This is a genomic window from Corynebacterium sp. HMSC08D02 (genome assembly GCF_001807505.1).
Classification (GTDB): Bacteria; Actinomycetota; Actinomycetes; order Mycobacteriales; family Mycobacteriaceae; genus Corynebacterium; species Corynebacterium pseudogenitalium.
In genome coordinates this window covers 26894-51519 of record NZ_KV789249.1, presented here as the reverse complement: position 1 = coordinate 51519, position 24626 = coordinate 26894, and the positions used below count along the sequence as shown (strand labels likewise).

At 62.7% G+C, this 24626-nt stretch carries 26 protein-coding genes; 10 read left to right on the top strand and 16 right to left on the bottom strand.

Annotated elements, in window-relative coordinates; translation table 11 throughout:
- Positions 1 to 54 precede the first annotated feature (54 nt).
- Genes HMPREF3170_RS06510 through HMPREF3170_RS06500 form a run of 3 tightly spaced genes read right to left on the bottom strand, consistent with a single transcriptional unit; the run spans position 55 to position 2195 of the window.
- Positions 55 to 1071, bottom strand: a complete 1017-nt coding sequence (locus HMPREF3170_RS06510) for a hypothetical protein (RefSeq protein ID WP_070478609.1) — start codon at positions 1069 to 1071, stop codon at positions 55 to 57.
- Positions 1072 to 1821 (bottom strand): ATP-binding cassette domain-containing protein, encoded by a 750-nt coding sequence (locus HMPREF3170_RS06505; protein WP_070478607.1) that lies wholly within the window; start codon positions 1819 to 1821, stop codon positions 1072 to 1074.
- Positions 1818 to 2195 carry a GntR family transcriptional regulator gene (locus HMPREF3170_RS06500; protein WP_070361735.1) on the bottom strand — a complete coding sequence of 126 codons (378 nt, stop codon included), beginning with the start codon at positions 2193 to 2195 and terminating at the stop codon, positions 1818 to 1820. The genes HMPREF3170_RS06505 and HMPREF3170_RS06500 overlap by 4 nt, the downstream gene beginning before the upstream one ends.
- 178 nt (positions 2196 to 2373) lie before the next feature.
- Between HMPREF3170_RS06500 and HMPREF3170_RS06495 the strand changes: the two genes are divergently transcribed.
- Positions 2374 to 3618 carry an NYN domain-containing protein gene (locus HMPREF3170_RS06495; RefSeq protein WP_070478605.1) on the top strand — a complete coding sequence of 415 codons (1245 nt, stop codon included), beginning with the start codon at positions 2374 to 2376 and terminating at the stop codon, positions 3616 to 3618.
- Positions 3619 to 3800: 182 nt separating this feature from the next.
- Here HMPREF3170_RS06495 and HMPREF3170_RS06490 read toward each other — a convergent pair whose 3' ends face one another.
- Positions 3801 to 4538, bottom strand: coding sequence for a PspA/IM30 family protein (locus HMPREF3170_RS06490; protein WP_070478603.1), 738 nt, complete (start codon positions 4536 to 4538; stop codon positions 3801 to 3803).
- A complete protein-coding gene (trxA, locus tag HMPREF3170_RS06485) occupies positions 4538 to 4912 on the bottom strand; it encodes a thioredoxin (protein WP_070361732.1) in 375 nt (124 codons plus the stop codon). Before trxA ends, HMPREF3170_RS06490 begins: the two co-directional genes overlap by 1 nt.
- 93 nt (positions 4913 to 5005) lie before the next feature.
- Here trxA and HMPREF3170_RS06480 point away from each other — a divergent pair, with 93 nt between their 5' ends.
- Together HMPREF3170_RS06480 and HMPREF3170_RS06475 are read left to right on the top strand one after the other, a co-directional pair.
- Positions 5006 to 5206 (top strand): heavy-metal-associated domain-containing protein, encoded by a 201-nt coding sequence (locus tag HMPREF3170_RS06480; protein ID WP_070478601.1) that lies wholly within the window; start codon positions 5006 to 5008, stop codon positions 5204 to 5206.
- Positions 5206 to 7395, top strand: coding sequence for a heavy metal translocating P-type ATPase (locus HMPREF3170_RS06475; RefSeq protein ID WP_070478599.1), 2190 nt, complete (start codon positions 5206 to 5208; stop codon positions 7393 to 7395). Before HMPREF3170_RS06480 ends, HMPREF3170_RS06475 begins: the two co-directional genes overlap by 1 nt.
- On the opposite strand, the gene HMPREF3170_RS06470 is transcribed toward HMPREF3170_RS06475, so the two are convergent.
- From HMPREF3170_RS06470 to HMPREF3170_RS06435, 9 genes are all read right to left on the bottom strand, one after another.
- Positions 7385 to 7579, bottom strand: coding sequence for a hypothetical protein (locus HMPREF3170_RS06470; protein ID WP_070361729.1), 195 nt, complete (start codon positions 7577 to 7579; stop codon positions 7385 to 7387). The genes HMPREF3170_RS06475 and HMPREF3170_RS06470 overlap by 11 nt on opposite strands.
- Before the next feature lie 129 nt (positions 7580 to 7708).
- A complete protein-coding gene (dnaB, locus tag HMPREF3170_RS06465) occupies positions 7709 to 9181 on the bottom strand; it encodes a replicative DNA helicase (RefSeq protein WP_070478597.1) in 1473 nt (490 codons plus the stop codon).
- 436 nt (positions 9182 to 9617) lie between these two features.
- Positions 9618 to 10070 (bottom strand): 50S ribosomal protein L9, encoded by a 453-nt coding sequence (gene rplI, locus HMPREF3170_RS06460; protein ID WP_070361727.1) that lies wholly within the window; start codon positions 10068 to 10070, stop codon positions 9618 to 9620.
- 47 nt (positions 10071 to 10117) lie between these two features.
- Positions 10118 to 10687: a single-stranded DNA-binding protein gene (locus tag HMPREF3170_RS06455; protein ID WP_070361726.1), complete on the bottom strand. Its 570-nt coding sequence runs from the start codon at positions 10685 to 10687 to the stop codon at positions 10118 to 10120.
- 41 nt (positions 10688 to 10728) lie between these two features.
- Complete coding sequence (rpsF, locus tag HMPREF3170_RS06450; RefSeq protein ID WP_070361725.1) at positions 10729 to 11025, bottom strand: 30S ribosomal protein S6; 297 nt, start codon at positions 11023 to 11025, stop codon at positions 10729 to 10731.
- A gap of 136 nt (positions 11026 to 11161) precedes the next feature.
- Entirely contained in the window at positions 11162 to 11350 is a 189-nt protein-coding gene (locus HMPREF3170_RS11335; RefSeq protein WP_071573826.1) for a hypothetical protein, read from the bottom strand.
- On the bottom strand, positions 11278 to 12792 hold the full coding sequence (locus tag HMPREF3170_RS06445; protein ID WP_070478595.1) for a glycosyltransferase family 87 protein: 1515 nt from the start codon (positions 12790 to 12792) through the stop codon (positions 11278 to 11280). The genes HMPREF3170_RS11335 and HMPREF3170_RS06445 overlap by 73 nt, the downstream gene beginning before the upstream one ends.
- Before the next feature lie 10 nt (positions 12793 to 12802).
- Positions 12803 to 14992 (bottom strand): transglycosylase domain-containing protein, encoded by a 2190-nt coding sequence (locus HMPREF3170_RS06440; RefSeq protein WP_070478593.1) that lies wholly within the window; start codon positions 14990 to 14992, stop codon positions 12803 to 12805.
- A 63-nt stretch (positions 14993 to 15055) separates the two neighbouring features.
- Complete coding sequence (locus HMPREF3170_RS06435; RefSeq protein ID WP_070478730.1) at positions 15056 to 15418, bottom strand: DUF5318 family protein; 363 nt, start codon at positions 15416 to 15418, stop codon at positions 15056 to 15058.
- 97 nt (positions 15419 to 15515) lie between these two features.
- Here HMPREF3170_RS06435 and HMPREF3170_RS06430 point away from each other — a divergent pair, with 97 nt between their 5' ends.
- Genes HMPREF3170_RS06430 through HMPREF3170_RS06420 form a run of 3 tightly spaced genes read left to right on the top strand, consistent with a single transcriptional unit; the run spans position 15516 to position 17424 of the window.
- Positions 15516 to 15965: a MarR family winged helix-turn-helix transcriptional regulator gene (locus HMPREF3170_RS06430; protein ID WP_070361721.1), complete on the top strand. Its 450-nt coding sequence runs from the start codon at positions 15516 to 15518 to the stop codon at positions 15963 to 15965.
- Between the two features lie 14 nt (positions 15966 to 15979).
- On the top strand, positions 15980 to 16939 hold the full coding sequence (locus tag HMPREF3170_RS06425; protein ID WP_070478591.1) for a universal stress protein: 960 nt from the start codon (positions 15980 to 15982) through the stop codon (positions 16937 to 16939).
- 2 nt (positions 16940 to 16941) lie between these two features.
- Positions 16942 to 17424, top strand: a complete 483-nt coding sequence (locus HMPREF3170_RS06420; RefSeq protein ID WP_070478589.1) for a hypothetical protein — start codon at positions 16942 to 16944, stop codon at positions 17422 to 17424.
- On the opposite strand, the gene HMPREF3170_RS06415 is transcribed toward HMPREF3170_RS06420, so the two are convergent.
- Positions 17387 to 18295 carry an oxygen-dependent tRNA uridine(34) hydroxylase TrhO gene (locus tag HMPREF3170_RS06415; protein WP_070478587.1) on the bottom strand — a complete coding sequence of 303 codons (909 nt, stop codon included), beginning with the start codon at positions 18293 to 18295 and terminating at the stop codon, positions 17387 to 17389. The genes HMPREF3170_RS06420 and HMPREF3170_RS06415 overlap by 38 nt on opposite strands.
- A 10-nt stretch (positions 18296 to 18305) precedes the next feature.
- The gene (locus HMPREF3170_RS06410) at positions 18306 to 19799 is read right to left on the bottom strand and encodes a DUF1846 domain-containing protein (RefSeq protein WP_070478585.1); all 1494 of its coding nucleotides are present in this window, start codon (positions 19797 to 19799) and stop codon (positions 18306 to 18308) included.
- Positions 19800 to 20035: 236 nt separating this feature from the next.
- On the opposite strand from HMPREF3170_RS06410, the gene HMPREF3170_RS06405 reads away from it, so the two are divergent.
- The 4 genes from HMPREF3170_RS06405 to HMPREF3170_RS06390 all read left to right on the top strand — a co-directional run bounded on the left by HMPREF3170_RS06405 (position 20036) and on the right by HMPREF3170_RS06390 (position 24626).
- Positions 20036 to 20830: an Fpg/Nei family DNA glycosylase gene (locus tag HMPREF3170_RS06405; RefSeq protein WP_070478583.1), complete on the top strand. Its 795-nt coding sequence runs from the start codon at positions 20036 to 20038 to the stop codon at positions 20828 to 20830.
- A 16-nt stretch (positions 20831 to 20846) separates the two neighbouring features.
- Positions 20847 to 22274, top strand: coding sequence for a bifunctional ADP-dependent NAD(P)H-hydrate dehydratase/NAD(P)H-hydrate epimerase (locus HMPREF3170_RS06400; RefSeq protein ID WP_070478581.1), 1428 nt, complete (start codon positions 20847 to 20849; stop codon positions 22272 to 22274).
- Positions 22275 to 22555: 281 nt separating this feature from the next.
- Entirely contained in the window at positions 22556 to 23566 is a 1011-nt protein-coding gene (locus HMPREF3170_RS06395) for a hypothetical protein (RefSeq protein WP_070478580.1), read from the top strand.
- 10 nt (positions 23567 to 23576) lie between these two features.
- The gene (locus HMPREF3170_RS06390) at positions 23577 to 24626 is read left to right on the top strand and encodes a hypothetical protein (protein WP_141742229.1); all 1050 of its coding nucleotides are present in this window, start codon (positions 23577 to 23579) and stop codon (positions 24624 to 24626) included.

Sequence of the window (24626 nt, the reverse complement as noted above, 5' to 3'; positions counted from 1 at the left end):
ATAAAGTTACACACACACCAACAACAACACAAATCGCCAGTTCAGACAGCATTTTTATAACTTCATATCAGGGTTCTTTTGGGCTCCGTTTACACGTCCCGCGACGTACAGCGTGAGCGTCGCGAGTGCCACCAGCAATGCGCATCCAACTACTGGCAGCGTCCAGGCCAAGGGCTCTGGGTCGCGGATGAACTGCCAGAGGATCATGACGGCCATGAACGTCACTAGCTGGTTGCGCCCCCATGCCAACGGCATCGCAAGTCCGGTGAGGACCAAGATGAACGTCGCCCAGACAGGTGCGGTGGTGAGGGTGTGGGCGTCGAAAAGTGTGGGAAGGGAACGCAGCGCTACGTAGATCCCGGCGGACACCACCACTGCACCCAGCCCATGCAGACCCCACGTGCGCCGGGGGATTCCGTACGCGCGAGCAGTAGCCGGGGAAGCCGCGCCCCACGAGTAGATTACCGCGAAAGCGCCGAACAGGAACAGGTCAGGGACGGTCGCCACGAACGAGACCCACTCTTTGTCGACAAAGCGCTGGAACAGGAGCTGCATGGCAATCGAGACGAGACCGAGGGCAGCGGCCAGGAGAAGCGGCTGCTTCCAGAAGAGTTGGAAGATGAGGGGCTGGTCCAGACGCAGCCCCATGATGGCCGAACCGTTGTCGGAAGAGTTGAGTTCTTCGCCGGTGGTGGAGTCGTCAGCTACGTATAGGGCAAGCCAGCCGGTGACCAGTGCGATGGCGAGCAGGCCGTACAGCGATGGGCTCACGATCAGCGTCGGGATGCAAAGTACGGCCCAGACCACGAGGGCGGCGCGGCGCTTGTACGCGAGGGCGCGCTTGCGGTTCATCCCATAGGAGCGAAAAACGTCCGATTCGGGGATGAAGGTCGCGTAGAGGAGGAGCGAGGAGAATGTCGCGGCTGTAATGACCAGCGGGACGCTGCCCAACCAGTCGGCAAAGATGGTCGCTGCGCCCATGAGCAGGCCGAAGAGTGTCATCCAGAAGCGCCATTTGGAGCCTGCGAACATTTGGGCGCGGAAGAAGCCGGGGCGGACAAAGGTCTGCATTTAGCTCACCTCCAGGAGGTGCTCGATGACGTCGCCGAAATCGACAGGTCGCAGGGGGTTGCTCAGGTCGAGGCGCTCGGCGTGGGCGTCGGCATCGTCGGCGGTCACGTGCGCACTGACCTTGCCGTCGCGGCCCAGCACCAGGGCGCTGCTCAGAATTTTCGACGCCTCTTCGATATGGTGCGTGGCCATCACAAACGTGCGCCCGCCCTCGGCGACGTCGAGGAGGTGGCGGTAGAACACGTTGGTGTTGTGGACGTCGAGGCCGACGTAGGGTTCGTCGAGAAGCGTGAGCTCGGCGCCGGAGGCGATGCCGATGATGTTGCCAACCATCGCGCGCTGACCGCGCGACATCTTGCTGTACGTGGTGCCGAGCGCCTCGCCGAGGTCGAAGTCGTCGATGAGGCGGCGCGCGAGCCCATCGTCCCAGTTCGGGTACCGCAGCTGCGCGCCTTTCAGGATGTCCTTGCCGCTCCAGCTCGCCGGGTAGCCGACGTCGACGCCGGTGAGCGCGACGCGGTCCATCACCTCAGCATTATCGAACGGTGCCAGGCCGAACACCTCGACGGCGCCACCGGAGGATTTCAGTTGGCCCGCGACGATCTGCAACAACGTCGACTTACCGACGCCATTTCGCCCCAGCAGCCCGTGAATACCACCAGACGGCAGGTCGAAGGCCACCCCGTTGAGGACGTGCTTCTTACCAAAGTGCTTCGCTAGCCCATCGGCGCGGATAATCATGGCGTTCATTGATACATTCCTCTACTTTCTGCTACTCGATGTACAAGGTCGATCAAGTCGTCGCGGCTCAGGCCGACGCGGACGGCTTCGTCGATAAGAGGGGCGACGAACGTACCCGGGAACGCTTCCCGGCGGGTTTCCAGGATCCGTTCGCGCGCGTCCGGGGTGACGAACATCCCGAGGCCGCGGCGCTTCTCGAGGACCTGGGCGTCGACAAGTAAGCCGAGGCCCTTGCGTGCTGTCGCGGGGTTGATGTTGTGGAAGGCTGCGAGCTCGTTTGTCGACGGCGCCCGCTCGCCCGACTTCAGTGTCCCGTCGACGATGAGGTCCTCCACCAACTTCGCGATCTGCACGAAGAGTGGCTCTGAATCCCCAACCACCATTTCTCCCTTCGAGCTCGTTGGTTAGTTACTGCACTAACTAACTATAGAACCGTGGCCAGGTGGCTCGCAAGGACCCCTACGAAATTTCTTGAACTACTAGCATGAGTAGGCACACAAACATATGTAGCCTTGTGATGAAAAGAATTTAACGACAATAAAGAATCGGAATTTAGGAGCCATGCTTGAACGCACACTGGTGTTCGTCGACACTTCTTACCTACTGGCGAGCTTTTACAACTCATGGGAAATCGGCGCGCGAGCACAATTAGAAATCGACTTACCCGAGGTAGTCGCCAACCTCGGAGTCATGATCAGCCACCAACTCCACCAACCCATCCACCGTCAAATGTGGTACGACGGCATCCCCGACTCCGGACCCCACCGCTACCAGCGCGCCCTGCGCTCCTGCGACGGGGTCCAACTCCGCACGGGGCAACTCATCGAATGGGGTGAGCGGCGCACCCAAAAAGGCGTCGACACCCGACTCGTCGCCGACCTGGTCATCAACGCAACACGTGGCCAGTTCAGCGACTTCGTCCTTGTCTCCGGCGACGCCGACATGATCCCAGGCGTCGAAGAAGCCACCAACAACGGCGTACGCGTCCACCTCTACGGATTCGGCTGGGACTCCATGTCCTCCGCCCTCCGCCACGCCTGCGACACCACCACCATCCTCGACCCACGCGAAGACTTCGCAGACTCCATGCAACTCCGCGTCCTCGAAGGGCCCCTCCCACCAAGCATCCGGGAACGCCCGATCGCCGACGCCGAACCCGTCGAAGACAACCAGGGCCCCACCGAAGTACCCGGCCTGGGACCCGATCCACTCGCTGCGCCGGAGGAGCCTGCCGCTGAGGAGCCTGCTTCGGACCAGCCGGTCGATCCACCGGCCGCGGAAACCCCAGTTACCCCGGCGACCCCATCGCCTGCCGATATGCCGAAGCCCGGCCCAAAGCCTGGCCCGGTACCCACGGAACCACCGGCACCGGTCAAGTCGGCAGAGCCTGCAACACCTGCCGAGGACCCGAAGCCGGAAACCATCTCCGACGAGGACACCGACGACGTACCGGCCCCCAAACCGGCACCGAAGCCGTCGATGATGGCACCGCGCCGCAAACTCCGCTCGCGCTACGTGCCGCTTCCGGAAGAAGTCTGGACGTCCTCCGGCTTCCAAACCCCCTACGACGTGGGACAACAGTACGCAGCCTGGTGGTTCGAGAACGCCGCATCCAGCGAACAGCGCGACAAGGCCCACATGCTTTCCGGTGGCGGTCTGCCGCCGGAGATCGATAGGCCGCTGCTCCAGTTCGCCTGCGAGACCCTGCACGAGTACACCCTGACGGAAACCCAGCGCGTCAACCTTCGCGACGGCTTCCACTCCGGCATCCGGGGCGTACTCATCAATATTCGCCGCGAAAGCTAACACACTTTCGAGACAGCAAGGCCCCTGTCCGACACATTCAGGTCGGGCAGGGGCGTTCTTTTTGCGTTGTGCGCTGCGGTTTTTCTAAATGTGAGCAACAGGATTGTAGTAATCCCCATTTCGAACGTATTTTCGGGGATTACTACAATCCTGTTACTACAGTTTGCGGCGCTGAGGTTTTCCTAGTCCTTGTTGTCCTCGATTTCCTTCGGAGCCTCGGATGAGGATGAGGAGGACTTGCCGCCGGAAAGCTCAGCGCGGATCTGATCCAGGCGGGCGCTGGCGGCGACATCGCTGCCAGCGGACTCGATTTCGGCCATGCGGTCGGTCATGGAGGACTTGGCCAGCTCCTGCTCGCCGAGCGCCTGGGCGTAGCGGCGTTCGATCTTGTCCCGAACGCCGTCGAGGGTCGGGACGTTGTCGTCGCCGCCGAACTGGTTGAGGGAGTCCATGGCCTTAGTGGTCTGCTCTTGCATTTTCGCCTGGTCAAGCTGGGATTCCAGCTGGGAGACCTGGGCGAGCTGTTCCTGCAGGCGCGCCTCGGATTCCTTCTGCTTCGCTTGGGCTTCCTGTGCGGCTTGCTCGGCGGCGGCGTAGGCCTGCTTGGTTTGCTCGAGTTCCTGCTCGACGGACACCAGCTGGGTGGCGATGACCTCGGCGGCGGCGTCATCGTTCGTTTGGAGGGCGGTCTTGGTCTTCGCCTCGAGGTCCTGTTGGGACTTGAGCAGGCGGTCCAGTTTCATGCTGAGCTGGTTGCGGTTGCCGATGATGGCGGCTGCGTGCTCAGTAATTTCCTGGTGCTGCTTCTTCGCGGCGGCGACGGCCTGCTGGATTTGCACCTTCGGGTCGGCGTTTTCGTCGATCTTGGTGTCGAAGGACTGCATCAGGTACTTCCAGCCCTTCACGAATGGGTTTGCCATTACTGTCCCTCCTGCGCGTTTTGGGCCTCGACCTGGCGGCGGACCTCGTCCATGTCGAGTGCCTTGACTTGCTCGACAAGGTCGTTGAATGCGGATTCCGGCAGGGCACCGGCTTCGCGGTAGACCATGATTCCGTCACGGAACGCCATGAGCGTCGGGATTGCCTGGATATCCAGGGCGACCGCTACTTGCTGGTATTCCTCGGTGTTGAGCTTCGCAAAGGTCACATCCGGGTGCTTCTCGGAGACCTTTTCGTAAACAGGCGCGAACTGGCGGCAGGGCCCGCACCAGGACGCCCAGCAGTCGACGATGACAATACCCTCTCCGAGAACGGTTTCCTGGAATGTTTCCTCAGTGAGGTCGGTTGTGGCCATTAGGTAGCTCCTTTTCGCTTTTTGTTAGATTGGCAGCTATCAATGCAACACTAACAAGTGCGGGGCGATTCCCGCAGGAAGGAAGGAAATATTATGGCAACGCAAACATTCCAGGTTGAGGGCATGAGCTGCGGGCATTGCGAGCTCAGCATCCAGGAAGAGGTCGGGGAAATCCCGGGCGTGACCTCGGTGAACGCTGATCACACGACCGGCAAGGTTGTGGTTGAGGGCGCAGAGGTGAGCAGGGAGGACGTCGATAAGGCGATTGAGGAAGCGGGGTTCAAGCTACTCTAATGTCGAATGCACAGATAGAACTCGGCGTTTCGGGCATGACGTGTACGTCGTGCTCGTCCCGGGTGCAGCGGAAACTGAACAAGATGGAGGGCGTCGAGGCGTCGGTAAACTTTTCGACGGAAACCGCATCCGTCGAGTACGATCCGGCGCTCGCTGACCCTGATGCGTTGATCAAAACGATTCGGAACGCGGGCTACGACGCCTTCACGTTCTCCGACGCGGACGAGCCGCTTGACGACGCCCCCTCCGAACCCGAGCGCGACACCCTCTTGTGGACCATCGTGTGGTCCGCGGTGGTGTCGCTGCCGGTGATGTTGGTGTCGATGATTCCGGCACTGCAATTCACGTACTGGCAGTGGGCCGCATTCGCCGCGACGACCCTGGTGTATTTCTCGGCAGGGTCGCTTTTCCACCGCGCGACATTGGTGAATTTGCGCCACGGCAGTATGACCATGGACACACTGATTTCCATGGGCACCACGGCCGCCTACGGGTGGTCGATATACGCACTGTTCTTCGGCAACGCGGGCGAGCCGGGCATGAAAATGCACATGAGCCTCATGCCGAACTCGGCGGCGATGGACGAGGTCTATCTGGAGACGGTGTGCGTCGTCATCACGTTCTTGCTGCTTGGGCGCTGGTTTGAGCACCGCGCGAAGGGGCGCAGCTCCGAGGCGTTACGCAACCTGCTGCACATGGGCGCGAAGGACGCGACTGTGCTGCGCGACGGCGTGGAGACGCGCGTGCCGATCGCCGACGTGAAGGTCGGCGACACGTTCGTGGTGCGCCCAGGCGAGAAGGTCGCGACGGACGGCACGGTGGTCGAGGGACGCTCGGCGATCGACGCCTCAATGCTCACCGGCGAGTCTGTTCCTGTCGACGTCAAGGAAGGCGACGACGTCACCGGCGCGACCCTGAACACACACGGGCGCCTCCTTGTACGGGCGACGCGCGTTGGTTCGGACACGACGCTCGCGCAGATGGGTCAACTGGTCAAGGACGCGCAGGCAGGCAAAGCGCCGGTAGAGCGGCTGGTAGACAGGATCGCGCAGATCTTCGTCCCGACCGTGATCGCTATCTCGGCGGTATCCCTGGTGGTGCACCTCCTGTTGGGCTACAGCGTGGCTGCCGCGTTTACGGCGGCGGTGGCGGTGCTGATCATCGCGTGCCCGTGCGCGCTCGGCCTGGCCACCCCGACCGCCATCCTGGTAGGCACCGGGCGAGGAGCCGAGCTGGGCCTGCTGATCCGCGGCCCGGAGATCCTGGAATCCACCCGCCAGGTGGACACCATCGTGATGGACAAGACCGGGACCGTCACCACCGGCGAAATGACCGTGGTTGACGCGAATGGCGGCAGCGACGCACTCGCACTCGCCGCCGCGGTGGAGGCGCACTCAGAGCACCCGATCGCCCGTGCCATCACCGCTTACGTCCAGGACGCGCCCACAGCAACCGCAACCGACTTCCGCAACGAGCCCGGCATCGGCGCCAGCGCGACCGTCGACGGCAAGCACGTCCGAGTCGGCAGGCCATCGGGTGACCTGGGCGAGTACCGTGGCGCCTTCGACGCCATGGAGGCGACTGGTGCCACCGTGGTCGTTGTCGAGGTCGACGGCGTGCTTGAAGGGGTTATTGCGGTGCGCGACGCCGTGAAGGAAGACTCCCGGGTGGGCGTCGAGAAGCTGAAGGAGCTGGGGCTCGAGCCGCACCTGCTCACCGGCGACAACCGCGCGACCGCGCTCGCCGTGGCGAAGGAAGTGGGTATCGACGCCGCCAACGTCACCGCCGGCGTGCTTCCCGCCGGCAAGGTCGAGCTCGTGCGCAGCCTACAGGACGCGGGCAAGCGCGTAGCGATGATCGGCGACGGCGTGAACGACGCCGCGGCGCTCGCGCAGGCCGACCTTGGCATGGCGATGGGCGCCGGTACCGACGTGGCCATCGAGGCCTCCGACATCACCCTGATGAATAACTCGCTGGTCAGCGCCGCCGACGGCATCCGCCTGTCGCGCGCGACGCTGCGCACCATCAAAGGCAACCTGTTCTGGGCCTTTGCGTACAACGTGGTGCTCATCCCCGTGGCAGCCATCGGGCTGCTCAACCCCCTGCTTGCAGGCATAGCGATGGCATTTTCATCCGTGTTCGTGGTGACGAACTCGCTGCGGCTGCGCCGCTTCCGCGCTACGCGCTAAACAGGCCGCGGAGGCGGTGCAGGACACCGCTTGGCTGGGAGGTGGCGGCCAGCTCGTCGATGCTGCGGGGGAGGTTCAGCAGCATCGTCGAATCCTGGTTCTTCGCGACGGTAATACGTTCCTCTAATTGGGCCACCGTGTGGGCGCACGCGGACGGTGCGTCGTGCATCATTCGGACAGACATTGTGACTTTTCCTTCGTTCGTAACTGTGTTAGGCCACAATGCTAGCCAGAAACGCGCAGCGTGTCATGCATGGCGAGCCAACCCTAAGCAAGGACAGCCTTGGCTGTCCACCCCCGGACGGGTGCAGGATTAGCCGTGCGCCATGTTCACGAAGCGCGAGTAGTGCAGCTGGTGCGCAACCGGAATCGTGTCGATTGGTCCACCGCGGTGCTTCGCCACGATGATGTCGGCTTCGCCGGCGCGCTCGTCGTCGCGGTCCTGCGAGTCCGGGCGGTAGAGCAGGAAGACCATATCCGCGTCCTGCTCCAGGGAGCCGGATTCGCGGAGATCAGCGAGCTGCGGCTTCTTGTCCGTGCGGGCCTCAGGGCCACGGTTGAGCTGCGAAATCGCGATCACAGGGACCTCGAGTTCCTTCGCCAACAGCTTCAAGTTACGGGAGAACTCGGAAACCTCCTGCTGACGCGACTCCACACGCTTGCCGGAGCTCATCAGCTGCAAGTAGTCCAGCACGATCAGGTCGAGGCCCTGCTGCTGCTTCAACCGGCGCGCCTTCGAGCGGATCTCCATCATGGTGAGGTTGGGGGAGTCGTCGATAAAGAGTGGGGCGTCCTGGATCTCCTCGAGACGACGGGTGAGCTTCTCCCAGTCCTGCTCCCCCATCTGACCCGAGCGCATCGAGGACAGCTTGATCTCCGTTTCGGCGGAGAGCATGCGCATGATGATTTCGGACGCGCTCATTTCGAGCGAGAAAATCACTGAGGTCTTGCCCTGCTGGATTGAGCAGGAGCGCATGAAGTCGAGCGCCAGCGTCGACTTACCGACGCCCGGGCGCGCCGCGATGATGATCATCTGCCCTGCGTGCAGACCGTTGGTGAGCTTGTCCAGGTCAATGAAGCCGGTGGGCACGCCCTGCTCCAGGCCACCGCCCTGCGCGATGGCTGCGAGCTCGTCGACGGTGTCCTGCAGCAGGTCACCGAGCACCTTGTAGTCCTCGCCGGCGTTCTTGCGCGAAATCTGGAAAAGTTCCTGCTGCGCGCGGTCGACGACGGCGTCGATCTCCATGCCGTCCTCACCCTCGTAGCCGAGCTGCACCACGTGCGTACCTGCGTTGACCAGCTGGCGAAGAATCGACTTCTCTTCGACGATCTCCGCGTAGTAGCGGGCGTTTGCGGCCGTCGGCACCTCGGAGATGAGCGTGTGTAGGTAGGGGGCGCCGCCGACGCGCTCAAGCTCGTTGTTGCGGTCCAGCTGGCCCGCGACGACCACCGCGTCAATGTCGGATCCGTGCGAGTACAGGTCGGTGATGGTCTTGTACACCAGCTGGTTCGCTGGGAAGTAGAAGTCTTCCGGGCGCAACGCGTCCGAAACGTCAGTGATGACGTCCTGGTTGAGCAGCATGGCACCAAGCACGGAACGCTCCGCGCGCTCGTCGTGCGGGGGCTGGCGGTACTCCTGCAGGTCCTTGCGGCCCCGGTTAAAGTTCGACGACCCACCGTCCCACTGGCGTGGCTCCGGTGGCGCCGAGGACTCTGGAGGCTCCGGTGGTGGAACGTAGTCGTCGTCAAAATCGTCGAAGCTCGCGGCACTCGAGTTCTCAGCCATGCAGCACCCTTTACCCTTTCGTGTTGCACAACAGCGTACCGGATACCCCGGAAATTCACGTACCGCCAGTTGAGTTATCCACAGGGGCTGTGAATAGTTTTCCATTGTGCCTGGGATCTATCCACAGGGGGTGTGCACAACGTGTGGAGAGTGTGTGGAAAAGCCATCGAAGGCGCGCCCTACAGCAACCTCTTCGCAGGTCACACCACTTTTATTCAAGACGATACCCATTGGCACCCCCGGTGGATAACCCGCTACCAGCCGGTTTGACTAGGCGCCTTCGGTGCGCTAAATACACCGTCACATGAGGGTCACACCGCCTCGCTGTGGAGAGTTATCCACAAGCGCAGGTAGGCAAACGAAAACGGGCCCCGCTCCTCACAAGCGGGACCCGTTCTCAAGCTGTTGTCGTTGGACTACCTATCGGTAATCGTCGTTATTTGCTAACGACCTCGAAGTTCACTTTGCCTTCCACGCTGTCGTGGAGGTTCACCTTGACCTGGTATCCACCGGTCTTGGTAACAAGGCCCTTCGGTACATTGATGCGGCGCTTGTCCAGGGATGGACCGCCGGCTGCCTTGACAGCTGCTGCGATGTCGCCAGGCTTGACGGAGCCGAACAGCTTGCCCTTCTCGGAGGTACGCACTGGCACCTTCACGCCGGTCAGCTGGTCGAGCTGATCACGCAGCTCCTTTGCGTGGTCCAAGTCGCGGACCTCGCGCTCCTTCTGTACACGCTGAATATCACGGATCTGCTTCTCTGCACCGCGGGTGGCTGGGATAGCCAGGCCACGTGGGAGCAGGAAGTTACGGCCATAGCCGCCCTTGACCTCGACGATCTCGCCTGCCTCGCCAAGGTTATCAACGGCAGCGGTGAGGATCAGTTTCATGAATCCTAACCTTCCTTGAGTTGAAAATGCTTATGTGTGGGAAATGCTTAGAACGGGGGCTCGTCGTCCATCCCGCCGAATCCACCGGCAGGTGGAGCCGAATTCCACGGATCGTTTTGCGGCTGCGACTGCTGTGCCTGCTGCTGTTGCTGTGCAGGCTGCTGCGGTGCCTGACCAAACCCACCCATGTTCTGAGGCTGCTGCTGTTGTTGCTGCTGCTGTGGGCGACCGTAACCCGAGTTGCCCTCGCGTGGCGTGCGCTGCACGTTCGCGGTGGCGTACTTCAGGGACGGGCCCACCTCATCAACTTCGACCTCAAACACGGTGCGGTTTTCACCCTCGCGGGTCTGGTAGGAGCGCTGCTTCAGGCGACCGTTGACGATAACGCGCATACCCTTGGTGAGGGACTCTGCGACGTTCTCCGCCATCTGACGCCAGCAGTTACAGGTCAAAAACAGGGCCTCGCCGTCTTCCCACTGATTCGTGTCGCGGTTGAACTGGCGTGGCGTGGAAGCGATGCGGAAGTTCGCTACCGCTGCACCACTTGGAATAAACCGCAGTTCCGGGTCCGCAACCAGGTTGCCGACGACGGTGATCGGTGTATCGCCTTGTGCCATTGTTTTGACTCCTTCGTTTCCGTGGTTCCGAAAGCCGTTCTTTACTTGTCGGTTCGCAGAACCTTGGTGCGCAGCACTGATTCGCTCAGGCTCAGCACACGATCGAGCTCTTGGACGGTATCTGCTGCGCATTCAAGATTGATGACAGCGTAGATGCCCTCTTCCTTCTTGTTGATTGGGTACGCAAGACGCTGCTTGCCCCACACATCAACGTTTTCTACCTTGCCGTTTTCCTTACGGACGATCTCGAGGAACTTGTCCAGGGACGGGGCAACGGTGCGTTCATCCTGCTGTGGATCGAGGATGATCATTACTTCGTAGTGACGCACGGACCTCATCACCTCCTATGGTCTAGATTTGAATGTTTTCGGCCGCCGCATTGTGCGGTGGCAGGAGGGTCGTTGCGTCAAGCAACCCCACCAGCGTACCCCACCCGTTACGCTGGGCAAAATACTTCTCGACGCCCCCTCCGCCCTACTGCGGATTGGGCACGGCTACGAAGACCGCGAGGATCACCGGAATGACGGTAATGAAGACAAAAGCGGCAAGACCGTAGCCGACGGCGCGAGGGATTTCTTGACGGTTCGTCGCTACGAACGCTGCGGCGATGAAACCGAATCCGACTGCGATTGAGGCGATTCCGGTAACGGTTGCGGATCCCATGCTGGCTCCTTCCAATCTTCAGGGGTAGTCAGAAGCGGGTCGTGGCCGTTGTGCGCGGCAGCAACTTTGTCCTCGCGTTTGCCGAACATCTGCTGGATAACCAGCACCATGATGGCGATGATGAGTGCGTCGCGGGAGATGATGACGGTGTCCAGCAGCGCGCCAGGAGCACCCTTTTGGTCCTCGCCCATCATGTGCCACATCAGCACTGGCCACACCATCATGTCGACCGTCATCCAGGAAAGCAGGAGGCGCCAGTACGGCAGCGCCAGGACAGCGGGAACGATGAACCAGATGGAGTACTGGGGGCTCCACACCTTGTTGAAGAGGAGGAAGAACCCGACGATGAGCACGAACAGCTCGGCGACGCGCGGCGTGCGCGGCGCCTTCAGGCCAAGCACGAGGACGGCTGCGCAGCCCGCGAGGAAGAGCACCAGCGTAACCGTGTTCAGGATGACGGGGGCGCCTTCACCACTATCAAACCCGCTCCAGCCGAAGACGCGGTTGATCACTGCGTAGATGGTGGTCCACTCCCAGCCGCGGTCAGTGTTCAAGCGGTTGAACTCATTCCATGCCTCCGGGTTGTGCAGGTACACCGGTAGGTTCACCGCAGCCCAGGTCAGCGCCGTGGTGGCAACCATCTTGAGGAAGGGCACGAAATTCCGCTTCCGGATGGCCAACACCAGGTATGCGCCGAGGATAAACAGCGGCCACAGCTTGAACGCGGTACCGGCGCCAATCAGCACGCCTGCCAGCCAGTACTTCTTATTCCGCACGGCGAGCATCGCCGCCACCACGAAAAAGATTGAGGGGATGTCCCAGTTGGTAAACAGGTGCATGATCAGCAACGGGGAACCGACAACGAGCAGCGTGTCCCAGATTCGGTTGCCGGCAAGCTCCGCCACCATGCGCGCTGTAACCACCCAAATGGCGGCCAGGATGAGCACTGTTACGTAGAAGTACCAACCGGACTCCGGCAGGATGCGCGAGACTGCGAAGTAGGTGTTGCGGGAGATGAACGCGCAGAACTGCTGGAACAGGCCGGCGAGCACCGGGTACTCCATGTAGCGAGTCAGGTCGCCCTCAACCCAGGAGAAGTCGTAGACGAAGCCCGGCTGGTCCAGGCCGCGGCCGCCGTACAGCGGCAGGATGTCGTTATAGCAAAAGGAGGTGTACTGGCGGTTGCCGTCCCAGTTGACCTGCATCACGCCGGCGTCGTCAAGCTTGCCCATCGCGCAGTTTGACTTTGAGAGCGCGCCGAGGCCGATGAAGACGTAGGCGAGCGCGAAAATGGTGCGCAGCGGCGTCCAGAACTTAGAGCGTCCAATTTGGGCAAAGCGCCCCATAGGTCCGCCGAGGAACTCAACCCAACCGCGGGCGGCGGGTTCGGTGAGGGCTGGCTGGACGCGATCCTTCGGGTCAGGCCACGTGGTTGCTGTCATCGTTGCTCCGTTATCCAAAGATATCGTTTATAACCTGGTCGATTGCGTCCTGTACCGGGTCCGGCCGCGGCGCGGGCGCCGGTGCTGGCGCCGGAGCCGGAGCCGGTGCGGGGGCTGGTGCCGCCGGCTGGCCAGGTCCGGCCTCGCCCGTCGGCGCGTTGGCGTCGGCGCTTGGCGACGCCGCATCAGCCGGAGCACCCGTGGTCGAATTACCGGAGAAGCCACCGTAGTAGCCGCCCAGGTTCACGCCGCCCGAGTAGGGGTTGACGCCCCAGTACACAGGGGATGCCTCAGGGAAGTACTCGAAGTCCTGGCCCTGCAGGAGGGAGTCCAGCACGTTCTTCCAGATCCGGCCTGGAGTGTCGGCGCCGAACATGTTGCCGCCGTAGGAGTTGAAGATCGCCGAGGTGTTGTCGGCGGTACCGACCCACACGGCCACGGCGAGCTGCGGCGTCGAGCCGACGGTCCACGCATCCTTGTTCAGGCCGGTGTTACCAAGCTGGGCGGTACCGGTCTTCGCGGCGGACGGGCGACCGCCTGCCAGCACGGCGTTGGAGTACGGGACGACGGACTGCATCGCCTTGATCACGTTGTCAGCGACCTGCTGGGAAACGCGGCGTTCCGTGTAGCCGGGGTCGAACTCGTAGAGGACCTCGCCGTAGGCGTCGGTGACGCGCTGCACGAAGTGCGTCGGGTGCGCCAGACCGCGGTTCGTCAGCGTGGAGACGGCGGTGGCCATGTCGAGTACACGGGACTGATACTGGCCCAGCACGATGCCCTCGTAGGGCTGGCCACCGTTTTCACGCAGCGTGACCGGGATGCCCGGGATGGAGCGGGCCACGCCGAGGGCGTGCGCCATGTCCGCGGTGTCCTGCGTGGTGTTGTCCAGGTCATCCTGGATGCGCATGAACGCGGTGTTCGAGGAGGTGCGGGTGGCGTCGAGCATGGAGAGCATGCCGGAGCCGCCGCCGTCCCAGTTGGTCACTACGTGGCCGCCTGGCAGCGTCACCGGGGTGGCCGAGTACATCGCGTTGAGCGGGATGCCCTGCTGCAAGGCCGCGGCCAGCGCGAAGATCTTGAAGGTGGAGCCGGTCTGCAGGCCGGCGTTGGCGTAGTCCCAGCCGGAGGGGTCGTCGCCGCCGTAGTAGGCGCGTACTGCGCCCGTCTTCGGGTCGATGGCCACGACGCCGGTGCGGGCGTCGTCCTGCAGGAGCGAAAGCTGCTCGCGGGAAATCCGCTCAACCTCTGACTGCGAGTTCGGGTCAATCGTGGTGGTGATCTTCAAACCACGGTTGGTAAGGTCCGACTCGGAGATGCCGATGGTGGCCAGCTCCGTCATCACCTGGTTCTTAATCAGGCCGTTCGGGCCGCTCGCCTCGGTGTAGGCGGAGTAGGTCGACGGATCGCGGGTCTCCGGGTACTGCAGCCCGGCGCGCTTCGCAGGGTCGAGCTTGTTCGTCTCAACGAGCCCATCCATCACGTAGTTCCAGCGGGCTTTCGCGCCATCAGGGTTGGTCCACGGGTCGAGCTGGCTCGGCAGCTGGATGGAGGACGCAAGCACGCCGCCCTCCTCCAGCGTCAGCTCGCTGGCCGGTTTGTCGAAGAATGCGTGCGCGGCAGCCTCGATGCCGTATGCGTTGCGCCCGAAGTAGACGGTGTTGAGGTAGGCGTTGAGGATTTCTTCCTTGGTCCAAGAGTGGGTCATCTTGATGGAGTAGACGAGCTCTTTGGCCTTGCGCTCATAGGAGTGCTCATTGCCGACCAGGGCGTTCTTCACGTACTGCTGCGTAATCGTGGAGCCACCACCGGCTGATGCGTTGCCGGTAATCTGGCCGATCACGGCGCGACCGAAGCCGGTGAAGGAGAAGCCGGAGTTGTCCCAGAAGTCGCGGTCCTCGGCAGCGAGGACGGCGTTTTGCACGTCAACTGGCACCTGCTCCAGCGGGATCTGAACGCGGTTGCCCTCCGGCGGCACGATGCGAGCCAGGTCGGTTTTGCCGTCGTTAAAGTAGAGGTTTGAGATCTGCGCCGTTTCGATCTCATGCGGCTCCGGGATGTTCGCCCGCTGGTAGTTCCAGATAAACCACACAGCTGGGATGCTGGCCAGCAGCACCAAGAGCAGGAGCATGGCTAGGACCCATTGGCCCGTCCGCGACCGGGACTTGGATGGGGTCTTGGTTTTCTCGTCTACGTTAGTCACACATTGTCCCTGTACGATCACCTACAGAATTGCTACAGCACACACTACCCGTACCGGGCGTTTTTACCGCACTGGAGTGGCGGTCCATTCTTGCAACAAGTGGTTCCAGTGGCAGTGGGGGCACACTTCCACCTTGTGCACGGTGATGGGGCCGACCTCACCAACGAGGGTGTCAATCTCGGCCTCGCTGCGTGCTGTGCCGGTGCGACGTCCAAGCTTTTCGCTGTACACCCAGCGCACTTCTCGCATGTCACGGCCGCAAATTGGGCAGTTTCTTTTCGACGCCTCTCCGTGATGTTCTGCGGCTGCGCGGAGGAGGAAGTCGGCGTCGCAAAGCTCTTCTTTGGGAATGTGCCCGGCGTGATAGGCGCGAAGGGCCGCCCGGCGTTGCCATTCGTGCGAAACTTCGTGCTGGTAGGTGAACATCGCCGCCATACTAGCGCAACAACATAGTTTCCTTCGCCTATGTATAGAATGATGCGTTGCACGTTTTGTTCGTCTCTTTTGTACAAGGCAGGTCCTTATGGCTGATCGTCCTGACCCGTTGGAGTTGGCACAGCGTATTCGCCCGGCGATGACGAGTTTGTATGTCGCGTATTTCCGAAATACGGAACGCTCCGACCTCACCGGCCCCCAGCTTTCGATCTTGCGTCGCCTCGAGGTGGAAGGGCCAAGCCGGATCAGCCATATCGCCACGTCAGAGGGCGTGCGAATGCCGACGGCCTCGAACACCATCAACCAGCTGGAGAAGCGCGGCCTAGTGCACCGCACGCGCTCCGCGGAGGACAGGCGCGGCGTGCTCGTCGACCTAACTGACCAGGGCAAACGCGAGCTGAGGCGAGTGGGCAAGGAGCGCACGCAGTACCTCGCGGATATGCTCGCCACGCTTGATGACGCCTCGCTGCAGCAGCTCGACGCCGCCACCGAGGCAATTAATACCCTGGCAGACGTCTACGCGAACCCGGAAAGCTAATACACTAGGTCGGTATGGCGCCACGATCTTTCTCTTCTGAACTAGCCCAGTCCTTTGAGTCTGAGCGCCCACTTCGAGTGCTCGTTGGTTGGGATGCTTCCAACTCGGAGGCGATCGAGTTCGCCGCCTGGCTGGGGCGGAGCCTGCCCGTGACGGTGCGGGTTGCGGCGTCGGTGTCGGGTTCGTGGACGAAGTCGCTGTCGTCGAAGAAGTACGACAAGTGGCTGCAGAAGCAGCGAGACACCATCAGCGAGAAGGCCACGAAGGCGCTGAAGCACGAGTTGCCGCGTTCGCAGTGGGCGGACCCGGTGGCGCAGGTGCTGGAGCGCGGCAGCCTCGCGGAGTGCCTGTTCGAGATGGCGGACGGTTTCGAGGCTGATATTTTGCTGCTCGGCTCGAAGTCGAAGACATCGAAAGGCCGCTTCCGGCCGACCTCCGACGCGGACGAGATGATGCACTCCTCCCCGCTTCCGCTGGGCCTGGCGCCGAAGGGCGTGCAGCTTTCGAAGAAGGGCATCACCCGCGTCACCTACTCGCTCATCGACTCTGGCGCGGTGCAGCCGAGCTTCTCCGGCCTGGCGTACGCCACCACGCTCGCCTGCCTTCTCGACGTCCCGCTGCGCATCATCGCGTTTTCCCCCAGCGAGGGCGGCGGTTTCGACGATCAGGAAGACCAGATGGAGTGGAACGAGGCCGCGCTCGGCCTGTTGGACCGCGCACGCGACTCGGCGTTTGCTGTCGCGGAACACCTCGGGCCGGAGCACACCGAACGTCTCGACGTCTCCAACTTCGTCGCCACCGGCAAGGGTTGGAAGAAGGCCATCGACTCGGTGAAGTGGAAGAAGGGCGACATCTTGTGCCTGGGCTCGAAGTCCTCGGGCCCGCTCAAGCGCGTGTTCGTTGGCACCCGCGAGGGCGAGTTCATCCGCTTCGCCCCCGTGCCCGTCATCGTGTACCCACGAGGGAAGCACTAACCATGGCTGACGTATTTGACCACCCCGAAAACGATCTGCATTCCGGCGCGGACCGCTTCTCCCGCGTCCGGCCGGAGCCTGCCAGCTTCGACGAGCTTGCCCTAGAGCCGGACCCGCTGGAGGTCGCGCGGCGCAACAAGGCGTCGACGAAGCAGGCGATCACGCTTGCGGTGGTGACGGTGCTTGGCACGCTGCTGTTCGCGTGGGCACTCGCCGCCGTCGCCCGCGTGCAGGGCGGCCCCCTGTGTGAGGCCGGGGACGCGACGTGGCTGTGCACCGAGTCGTGGCGGACCTGGTGGGCCGTCGTCACCTCGATTCCGCCGGTGGCGGGCCTGCTCACCTGCGCGGTGCTGATGGTGCGCAAGCTCAACCGCTACGAGCGCTGGATCCCCTGGATGGGCGTGTTCTGGCTGCCCATCGTGCCGTTCACCATGTGGTGGCTGACGGTCACGATTGGGATGCTGGCGCTTGATGCGACGCACTAGCGCAATCAGCGCAGTACGGGTTCTCCTCCCGGCAGGCCTCGCAGCTTAAGTACTGGTGGCGGCACTCCGGTTCGTTCGCGCAGTTATAGAACATGTTCGACGGCGCCCCGCAGTGCACGCAGTGGCCCAGCTGCACATAGTCCGGGTCATTCTCCGGGCCGAACTCGGTGTGCATCCGTTTATCGAACACGTACAGCGAGCCCTCCCACAGGCCCGAGTTGCCGTACTTCTCGCCGTAGCGGACGATGCCGCCGTCGATCTGGTAGACCTCCTCGAAGCCGCGGTTCTTCATCAGGCTGGACAGGATCTCGCAGCGGATACCGCCGGTGCAGTAAGAGATGACTGGCTTGTCCTTCATCCAGTCGTACTTGCCGCTCTCCAGCTCCTTGATGAAGTCGTGGGTGGTGTCCACGTCCGGGACCACGGCGTTCTTAAACTTGCCGATCTCGGCCTCGCGGGCGTTGCGGCCGTCGAAAAACACAACATCCGGGTTGTTGGCCACCAGCTCGTTGACTTCCTCCGGCTTCAGGTGTGTGCCGCCCCCGACGACGCCATGCTCGTCCACCTTCAGCTCGCCCGGCGCGCCGAACGCCACGATCTCATCGCGCGCCTTGACCGACAGCTTCGGGAAGTCCTCCGCGCCGCCCTCGGACCACTTGAACTCGATGCCCCGGAAGTACTCCTTCGTCTTCTTCACGTAGGTCTTGCAGGCCTTAATGTCGCCGCCGACGGTGCCGTTGATACCGTCCTTCGAGATCAGGATGCGGCCGGTCAGTCCCAGGCCCTCGCAGAGGTCGCGCTGCCAGAGGCGTACCGCGTCCGGGTCCGCGATGGGCTGGAACTTGTAATACAGGAGGATCTTGCTCGTCATGCCCACGAGTTTAGCGCTTGTGGTAGAGCCCCTTCTTCCAGTACTTCGGCTCCGAGGTCACTAGCACGCCCAGGTTACGGAAAATGCCCTCGTCGACGGAGCCAAGAATGGTGCTGGTGTGCGCGTCGCAGCCGCGCAGGTTCTTCAGCTGCTCCAGCGCCGCCGCCGCATCACTACTTGTCGACGCCGACACCGACAACGCAATGAGCACCTCATCAGTATGTAGCCGCGGGTTCACGGACCCGAGGTGGCGCGTCTTCAGCGTCTGGATCGGCTCGATGGAATCCGGCGACAGGAGGTGGACAGAATCGTCGATGCCCGCGAGCACCTTCAGCGCATTGAGCAGCACCGCCGCCGACGGGCCCAACAGGTCCGTAGTCTTGCCGGTCACGATGGTGCCGTCCGGCAGCTCCAGCGCAGCGCCCGGCGAGCCGGTGGTTTGTGCGACCTCCAGGGCCGGAGCGACCACCACGCGGTCCTGCGGGGTCACCTCCGCCTTGCGCATGATGTTCAGGATCCGGTCGGAGACGGTGTGGTCGGTGTCGTCGCGACGCTCGTCCACGAGCGTCTTGTAGTACCGGCGCACGATCTCCTGCTTCGCCGCGTGGCGGCAGGCGGCGTCATCACTGATGCAGTAGCCAGCCATGTTCACGCCCATGTCCGTCGGTGACTGGTACGGCTCCTCCCCCGTCACCTCACGCAGCAACGCCTTGAGCAGCGGGAACACCTCAATGTCGCGGTTATAGCTGGTGACGGTCTCCCCGTAGGCGTCCAAGTGGTACTGGTCGATCACGTTGACGTCATCAAGGTCGGCCGTCGCGGCCTCGTAGGCCAGGTTCACCGGGTGCGACAGCGGCAGGTTCCAGATGGGGAACGTCTCAAACTTGGCGTAGCCAGCGTTAATACCGCGACGGTGCTCGTGGTAAATCTGGCTCAGGCACGTGGCCAGCTTGCCGGAGCCCGGGCCCGGTGCCGTCATCACGATCAGGTCGCGGGACGTCTCCACGTACTCGTTGCGGCCAAAGCCTTCCTCGGAGACGATGCGCTGCGTATCGTGCGGGTACCCGGCAATCATGTAGTGGCGCGACACCGTCAGGCCCAGACGCTGCAGCCTCTCAATGAACGCCTCCACCAGCGGGTTCTCACCCTCCAGCTGGGTCACCACCACATTCTCGACGAGGAACCCGCGCTCCCGGAACACATCCACGAGGCGCAACACGTCCTCCTCGTAAGAAATCCCGAGGTCCGCCCGCATCTTCTGACGCACCACGTCACCCGCGTTAAACGCGATCACGATCTCGACCTCATCCTTGATGCGGTCCAACATCGCAATCTTGTTATCCGGCGTAAACCCCGGCAGAACGCGGGAGGCATGATTGTCGTCGAAGAGCTTGCCACCCATCTCTAGGTAGAGCTTTCCCCCAATTGCTTTTCGTCGGGTCGAAATGTGCTCCGACTGCATCGCAATGTACTTATCCCGATCAAATCCAACGCTATATGGCATGGAACCTGAAGTATACCGGGCCAGCGCGCGCATCTCTATTTGTGCACGTTGGGGCGGGTTGGTTCCCGTCGACCTCTTACGGTCGACCAACCCTGGTCAGCGCGGAATCAGGTTTTTGGCGTCGAAAAGCCCCAAATTGCCGTGACCTGCATTGGTCGACGCTAAGAGGTCGACCGGAGCGGAAGCCGGCGCGCACTGTACCTTAATCGGTGAGATATAAGGAGTAGCAGAGTCCAATGCCCGAAGGCCACGTCATCCATCGCCTCGCCCACCACCTGAACGACACGTTTGCGGGGCAGCTCATCGAGATTTCCTCACCGCAAGGGCGTTTCGACGTCACCCCGCTCGCCGGCGCCACCCTGACGGAGGCCCGCGCGGTGGGCAAGCACCTGTTTTTGGAGTTCTCCACGGCAACGGTGCACGTGCACCTGGGTCTGATTGGCTCCTTCCGTTTCGAGCCCGCCGAGGACGTGTGGGGCCAGATCCGGCTACGCCTGGCCAACGAGGACGTGGCGGCGAACCTGCGCGGCCCGCAGTACTGCCGCTACGTCTCCCCACCGGAGGAGCAGGTGATTCTGGACCGCAGCGGCGAGGATCCCCTCGATCCGGGCGCGGATCCGGAGGCGTTGTGGAAAAGGGTGCGGGCGTCGAGACGCACGATTGGGTCGTTGATGATGGACCAGCAGTACTTCGCGGGCGTGGGCAATATCTATCGTGCGGAGCCGCTGTTCCGCCTGGGTATTTCGCCGTTTGTGCCGGGCTGCGCGTTGGACCATGGGGAGTTCCTGCGTCTATGGCAGGACGTGCGCGAGCTGATGGAGTATGGGGTGGAGCACGGCCGGATAGATACTGTGCGCCCCGAGCACAGCCCCGAGGCGATGGACAGACCACCCCGGAAGGACGACCACGGCGGTGAGGTCTACGTATACCGCCGCGCCGGCGAGCCCTGCTTTGTGTGCGGCACGCCGATCGAGGTGCGCAAGTACGAGGGGCGGAATTTGTTCTGGTGCCCCTCCTGCCAGGCGGAATAGCGCGTAGAATAGCGGAATGTTTGCTGCACCGTTTGCGTATTCCGCCGCGGAGATTCGGGCCGCGGAAGCTCCCCTCCTTGCCGCCGAGGCGTCTCCTGACGCGTTGATGCAACGCGCCGCGCATGCTGTGGCGCGCGTGGCGCGCGCGATGTCGGGGCCGCGAGAGCGTGTGCTGCTGCTGGTGGGTCCGGGCGGCAACGGTGGGGATGCGCTGTACGCGGGCGCGGAGCTCGCCAGGGAGGGGTGGCAGGTCGAGGCCTGGCTGCCGCTGGGCAGGGCGCAGCAGCGGGCGTTGGATGCGTTTGTGGGGGCCGGAGGTGGGGTCGTCGAGAAGCCTGGGGTGTGCGACCTTCTTATCGACGGCCTCTTCGGCCTCGGCGGGGCCGGCGACCTGCCCGACGGTGTCGCCGACATCGAGGCGAGCCAGGTGCTGGCCGTGGACGTGCCGAGCGGCGTGGATGCCGACACCGGCGAGGCCGGCCGCAACGCGCTGCAGGCCGACGTGACGGTGACGTTCGGCGGGTGGCGCTACGCGCACGCCCTCTCGACGCGCTGCGGGAATGTACTGTGCGCGGACATTGGCCTACCGCTGCCGGAGAGCCACGTGCGGACGTACCGCGCGGTGCCCAACACGGGCCTGGACCTCGAGGGCATCAGGCCGATGGGCCCAGTGCCGGTGGACGCCAAGGAGCCCGGCGCCGATGACGACAAATACACAGGCGGTGTGGTCGGCATCCACGCTGGCAGCGGCACGTATCCGGGCGCGGCGCTGCTGTGCACGGCTGGGGCGGTGACGGCGACACCGGCGATGGTGCGGTTCGCGGGCGCGCAGGCGCTTGAGGTGGTACGGGCGCGGCCGGAGGTCGTGGCCACCCGCGAGTTGGAGCAAGCCGGTCAGGTGCAGGCGTGGGTGTGCGGTCCCGGAATTGGACTCGGCGAGGAGGCGGATGCTGCCGTCGATTGGGTGTTGCGGCAGGGTGTGCCGGTGGTGCTCGACGCGGATGCGCTCACCCTTGTGGCCCGCGCGCCGCGTAAGTTGGCGCGGGTTGTGGTGACCCCGCACGACGGTGAATTTTCACGCCTGTATATAGGTATGATCAAAGATCGCGTCGGGGAGACTGCCGACTGCGCCCGCCAACTTGGTTGCACTGTGGTCCGCAAAGGGCGCGCCACTGTCGTTTCAGACGGTCAGGAATCCATCCTTATCGACGCCGGCTCCTCCTGGGCCGCCACACCCGGCTCCGGCGATGTGCTTGCCGGGATTATTGGGGCTCGTGTGGCGCGCGACGGGATAGACGACGTCCTACTTTTGGCCCAGTCGGTTCAGGTACACGCGGTGGCTGCGTGGCTCGCTTCCCGGACACCGTACGGCCACGCACAGACTTCTGCTAGCGAAATTGCATCCAATGTGCGTAGCGCTACGGCGTGGTGCGCACGTTTTTAGCAAAAGCAGTGTAAGGCCCCTAAATTACAGCGGTGTAATTTAGGGCCGATGAACTGCATTTTCACCCCGTACACCCCCAGAAAGGGTTAGGTGGGGTATGGTCCCTTTGTTTGGTTTGTGGCTTCCTTAAATGTAGATGTTGAACAATCCCGCAAACACATGTCATGGACCTGCGAGTATGTGAATATTAAGGTTTATTTACGGTTTTTCCTGGATAAATACAGAAACACGCGTCAACGAACGAATACGTTTCCGCAGCTCCCTCGGCTACACTCAGAAATATGTTCAACAATCGGAGACTCCAAGCAATCGCAATCGCGCTCTCGCTCGGCGCGTGCGCCATGGTCGCCCCTTCCGCTGAAGGTGCCACCGTTGGCGAGAATGTCTCCGGCGTATGCTCCATCCGCCTTAACGCCGAAGAGACAAAGCTTTATGAGCAGTCGAAGGGCAAGGCAGCAAGCTTCGACGTCGACAAGGCGTGGAAGCTCGCATTCGAGCAGGCTTTCCCAGCAGCCAAGGTGCACGGCGAGAAGCTGTACAACGATCTGAAGTCGGACTTTGCGTACCAGCAGCAGTTCCAGCCAGATCCTCGCCCGAAGCTCGCTGAGCTCGCTAAGCAGGTCGCTGAGGACTCGGAACTGCCAGAGTCTGTCGCACTCGACTACGTCACCCACAAGTGGAGCGACGCAGTCGTGGCAGGCTTCGAGAACCCGGGTCGCCTCCCAGAGATCCTGGAGTACGACAAGTACTTCGAGAACGGCGAGATCCCAGCCTCGAAGCAGTCGTTCCGCGCACCGGAACCAGTCTTCCCGACCATCGGTGACCGCGACGCCCTGATCCAGGAGAAGAAGGACCAGTTCAAGGGCCTCACCGACGAACAGGCAGCTGCTTGGGTTGACCAGTTCGAGAACCAGGAAGGCGTCGCAGAGACCCGCACCATGGCGGAGGTCGAAGCAGCGCTGAACCAGTCGAAGGACAACTGCCGCGACGGCAAGTCCGGCATCGTGCTCTTCCCAACGCAGCACTCCAACCCGGACGCAGTCTCGCAGGGTGCTGAGGGCACGGACCGTAACAAGGAACAGCAGCCAACCACCACGCCTTCCTCTCCGACCACCACGGTTTCCGTTGACGTTCAGGTCAACCCATTGAACGGGAAGACCACTGTGAACCAGGAGCCTTCGAAGACAGTCGATACGAGCGATAACTCGGCTGCCCTCATCGGTGGCATTGTTGGCACCATCGTGATTGCAATCCTGGCGGTCCTCGGCCTGACAGCAGCCAAGATGCTGTAATCTCATCTCCATGGAGTCTCGGAGATTTTTCACTGGCGTTGTAGCCCTCGGGCTCAGCGCCAGTTTGCTATCTCCAGTTGCGGACGCCGCCGTCATCGGCCCCCAAGATCCCGCAACGAAACTCTGCGCGTTCTACCTCTCCCCCGCCGAATACGCCCGCCTCATGAACGCAGCGCGCCTCCACTTCTCCGCGCCCGAAAAAGAGTACGCGCTGGACTATCAAACATTCCGGCAAGCGTTTCCGGAGCTGGGGAAGGTCGAAGAGGACGTCTATAAGCGGATTAGGGAAGAGGAAGGGCGAGAGTTTCTCGCTCCCAGCAACTTCGCGCGGCCCGACTCGCTGCAGCACACGTACGCGGTTGAGGCCTTCACTGAGGCGGGGCTGCCCGCGAGCGTCGCCGAGTGGTACCTATTCAAGTACAGTCCGCAACGCACCACACCGCAGGCGTCGGCGGATGACGTGCTGACCTACCACTACTACGAACTGATGGGGCAATACCAGGTGCTCGGGCCAGGGCAACGCGCCCTGTTCCGGCCGGTCACCCAAGCCACTGAAACCCCAGACATCGCGCGCGAGCTCCAAACCCGCTTCCCCGGGCTCAGCGACGCCGCCGCAACCGCCTGGGCGCAGCAATACGCAGACACGTTCTTCTACACCAACCTGCGGCGCGTCAAGGAATACGTCACTCTGCGGGATCGGGCTGAGAAGCTCTGTGCCGCCGGCGGCGACGCCACCCTGGCGCTACCGATCCCGCCGAACGCGGTGAATACGGTGGTGCCGCCGATCCCGACGCTGACTACCAGCACGGCACCAAAGCCCACGCCCACGACACCGGCCACGCCAACCACCCAAGCACCCGAGCCGACCGCAACGGCCACAACGAGGCCCGCGGCAAAGCCGACTACGGAACCGACCCCAACCACGACTACGCCCGAGACCGTGGAAGAGAAGGAGCTCACGCCGCTCGCAATCGCGGGAATCGTGCTTGGGGTACTCGGCGCGGTGCTAGCGGGAGGCACCGTGATCATGCAGGCGCTGAACCTGGGGGCGTTCGCCTAA

Coding starts and splice junctions, on each gene's coding strand:
- HMPREF3170_RS06480 (WP_070478601.1), top strand. CDS start 5,006: ATGGCAACGCAAACATTCCAGGTTGAGGGCATGAGCTGCGGGCATTGC.
- HMPREF3170_RS06490 (WP_070478603.1), bottom strand. CDS start 4,538: ATGGCAAACCCATTCGTGAAGGGCTGGAAGTACCTGATGCAGTCCTTC.
- HMPREF3170_RS06430 (WP_070361721.1), top strand. CDS start 15,516: ATGGCTGATCGTCCTGACCCGTTGGAGTTGGCACAGCGTATTCGCCCG.
- HMPREF3170_RS06435 (WP_070478730.1), bottom strand. CDS start 15,418: ATGTTCACCTACCAGCACGAAGTTTCGCACGAATGGCAACGCCGGGCG.
- rpsF (WP_070361725.1), bottom strand. CDS start 11,025: ATGAGGTCCGTGCGTCACTACGAAGTAATGATCATCCTCGATCCACAG.
- HMPREF3170_RS06500 (WP_070361735.1), bottom strand. CDS start 2,195: ATGGTGGTTGGGGATTCAGAGCCACTCTTCGTGCAGATCGCGAAGTTG.
- HMPREF3170_RS06445 (WP_070478595.1), bottom strand. CDS start 12,792: ATGACAGCAACCACGTGGCCTGACCCGAAGGATCGCGTCCAGCCAGCC.
- HMPREF3170_RS06415 (WP_070478587.1), bottom strand. CDS start 18,295: ATGACGAGCAAGATCCTCCTGTATTACAAGTTCCAGCCCATCGCGGAC.
- dnaB (WP_070478597.1), bottom strand. CDS start 9,181: ATGGCTGAGAACTCGAGTGCCGCGAGCTTCGACGATTTTGACGACGAC.
- HMPREF3170_RS06395 (WP_070478580.1), top strand. CDS start 22,556: ATGTTCAACAATCGGAGACTCCAAGCAATCGCAATCGCGCTCTCGCTC.
- HMPREF3170_RS06425 (WP_070478591.1), top strand. CDS start 15,980: ATGGCGCCACGATCTTTCTCTTCTGAACTAGCCCAGTCCTTTGAGTCT.
- HMPREF3170_RS06475 (WP_070478599.1), top strand. CDS start 5,206: ATGTCGAATGCACAGATAGAACTCGGCGTTTCGGGCATGACGTGTACG.
- HMPREF3170_RS06505 (WP_070478607.1), bottom strand. CDS start 1,821: ATGAACGCCATGATTATCCGCGCCGATGGGCTAGCGAAGCACTTTGGT.
- HMPREF3170_RS06510 (WP_070478609.1), bottom strand. CDS start 1,071: ATGCAGACCTTTGTCCGCCCCGGCTTCTTCCGCGCCCAAATGTTCGCA.
- rplI (WP_070361727.1), bottom strand. CDS start 10,070: ATGAAACTGATCCTCACCGCTGCCGTTGATAACCTTGGCGAGGCAGGC.
- HMPREF3170_RS06420 (WP_070478589.1), top strand. CDS start 16,942: ATGGCTGACGTATTTGACCACCCCGAAAACGATCTGCATTCCGGCGCG.
- HMPREF3170_RS06405 (WP_070478583.1), top strand. CDS start 20,036: ATGCCCGAAGGCCACGTCATCCATCGCCTCGCCCACCACCTGAACGAC.
- HMPREF3170_RS06400 (WP_070478581.1), top strand. CDS start 20,847: ATGTTTGCTGCACCGTTTGCGTATTCCGCCGCGGAGATTCGGGCCGCG.
- HMPREF3170_RS06495 (WP_070478605.1), top strand. CDS start 2,374: ATGCTTGAACGCACACTGGTGTTCGTCGACACTTCTTACCTACTGGCG.
- HMPREF3170_RS06470 (WP_070361729.1), bottom strand. CDS start 7,579: ATGTCTGTCCGAATGATGCACGACGCACCGTCCGCGTGCGCCCACACG.
- trxA (WP_070361732.1), bottom strand. CDS start 4,912: ATGGCCACAACCGACCTCACTGAGGAAACATTCCAGGAAACCGTTCTC.
- HMPREF3170_RS06390 (WP_141742229.1), top strand. CDS start 23,577: ATGGAGTCTCGGAGATTTTTCACTGGCGTTGTAGCCCTCGGGCTCAGC.
- HMPREF3170_RS06455 (WP_070361726.1), bottom strand. CDS start 10,687: ATGGCACAAGGCGATACACCGATCACCGTCGTCGGCAACCTGGTTGCG.
- HMPREF3170_RS11335 (WP_071573826.1), bottom strand. CDS start 11,350: ATGGGATCCGCAACCGTTACCGGAATCGCCTCAATCGCAGTCGGATTC.
- HMPREF3170_RS06410 (WP_070478585.1), bottom strand. CDS start 19,799: ATGCCATATAGCGTTGGATTTGATCGGGATAAGTACATTGCGATGCAG.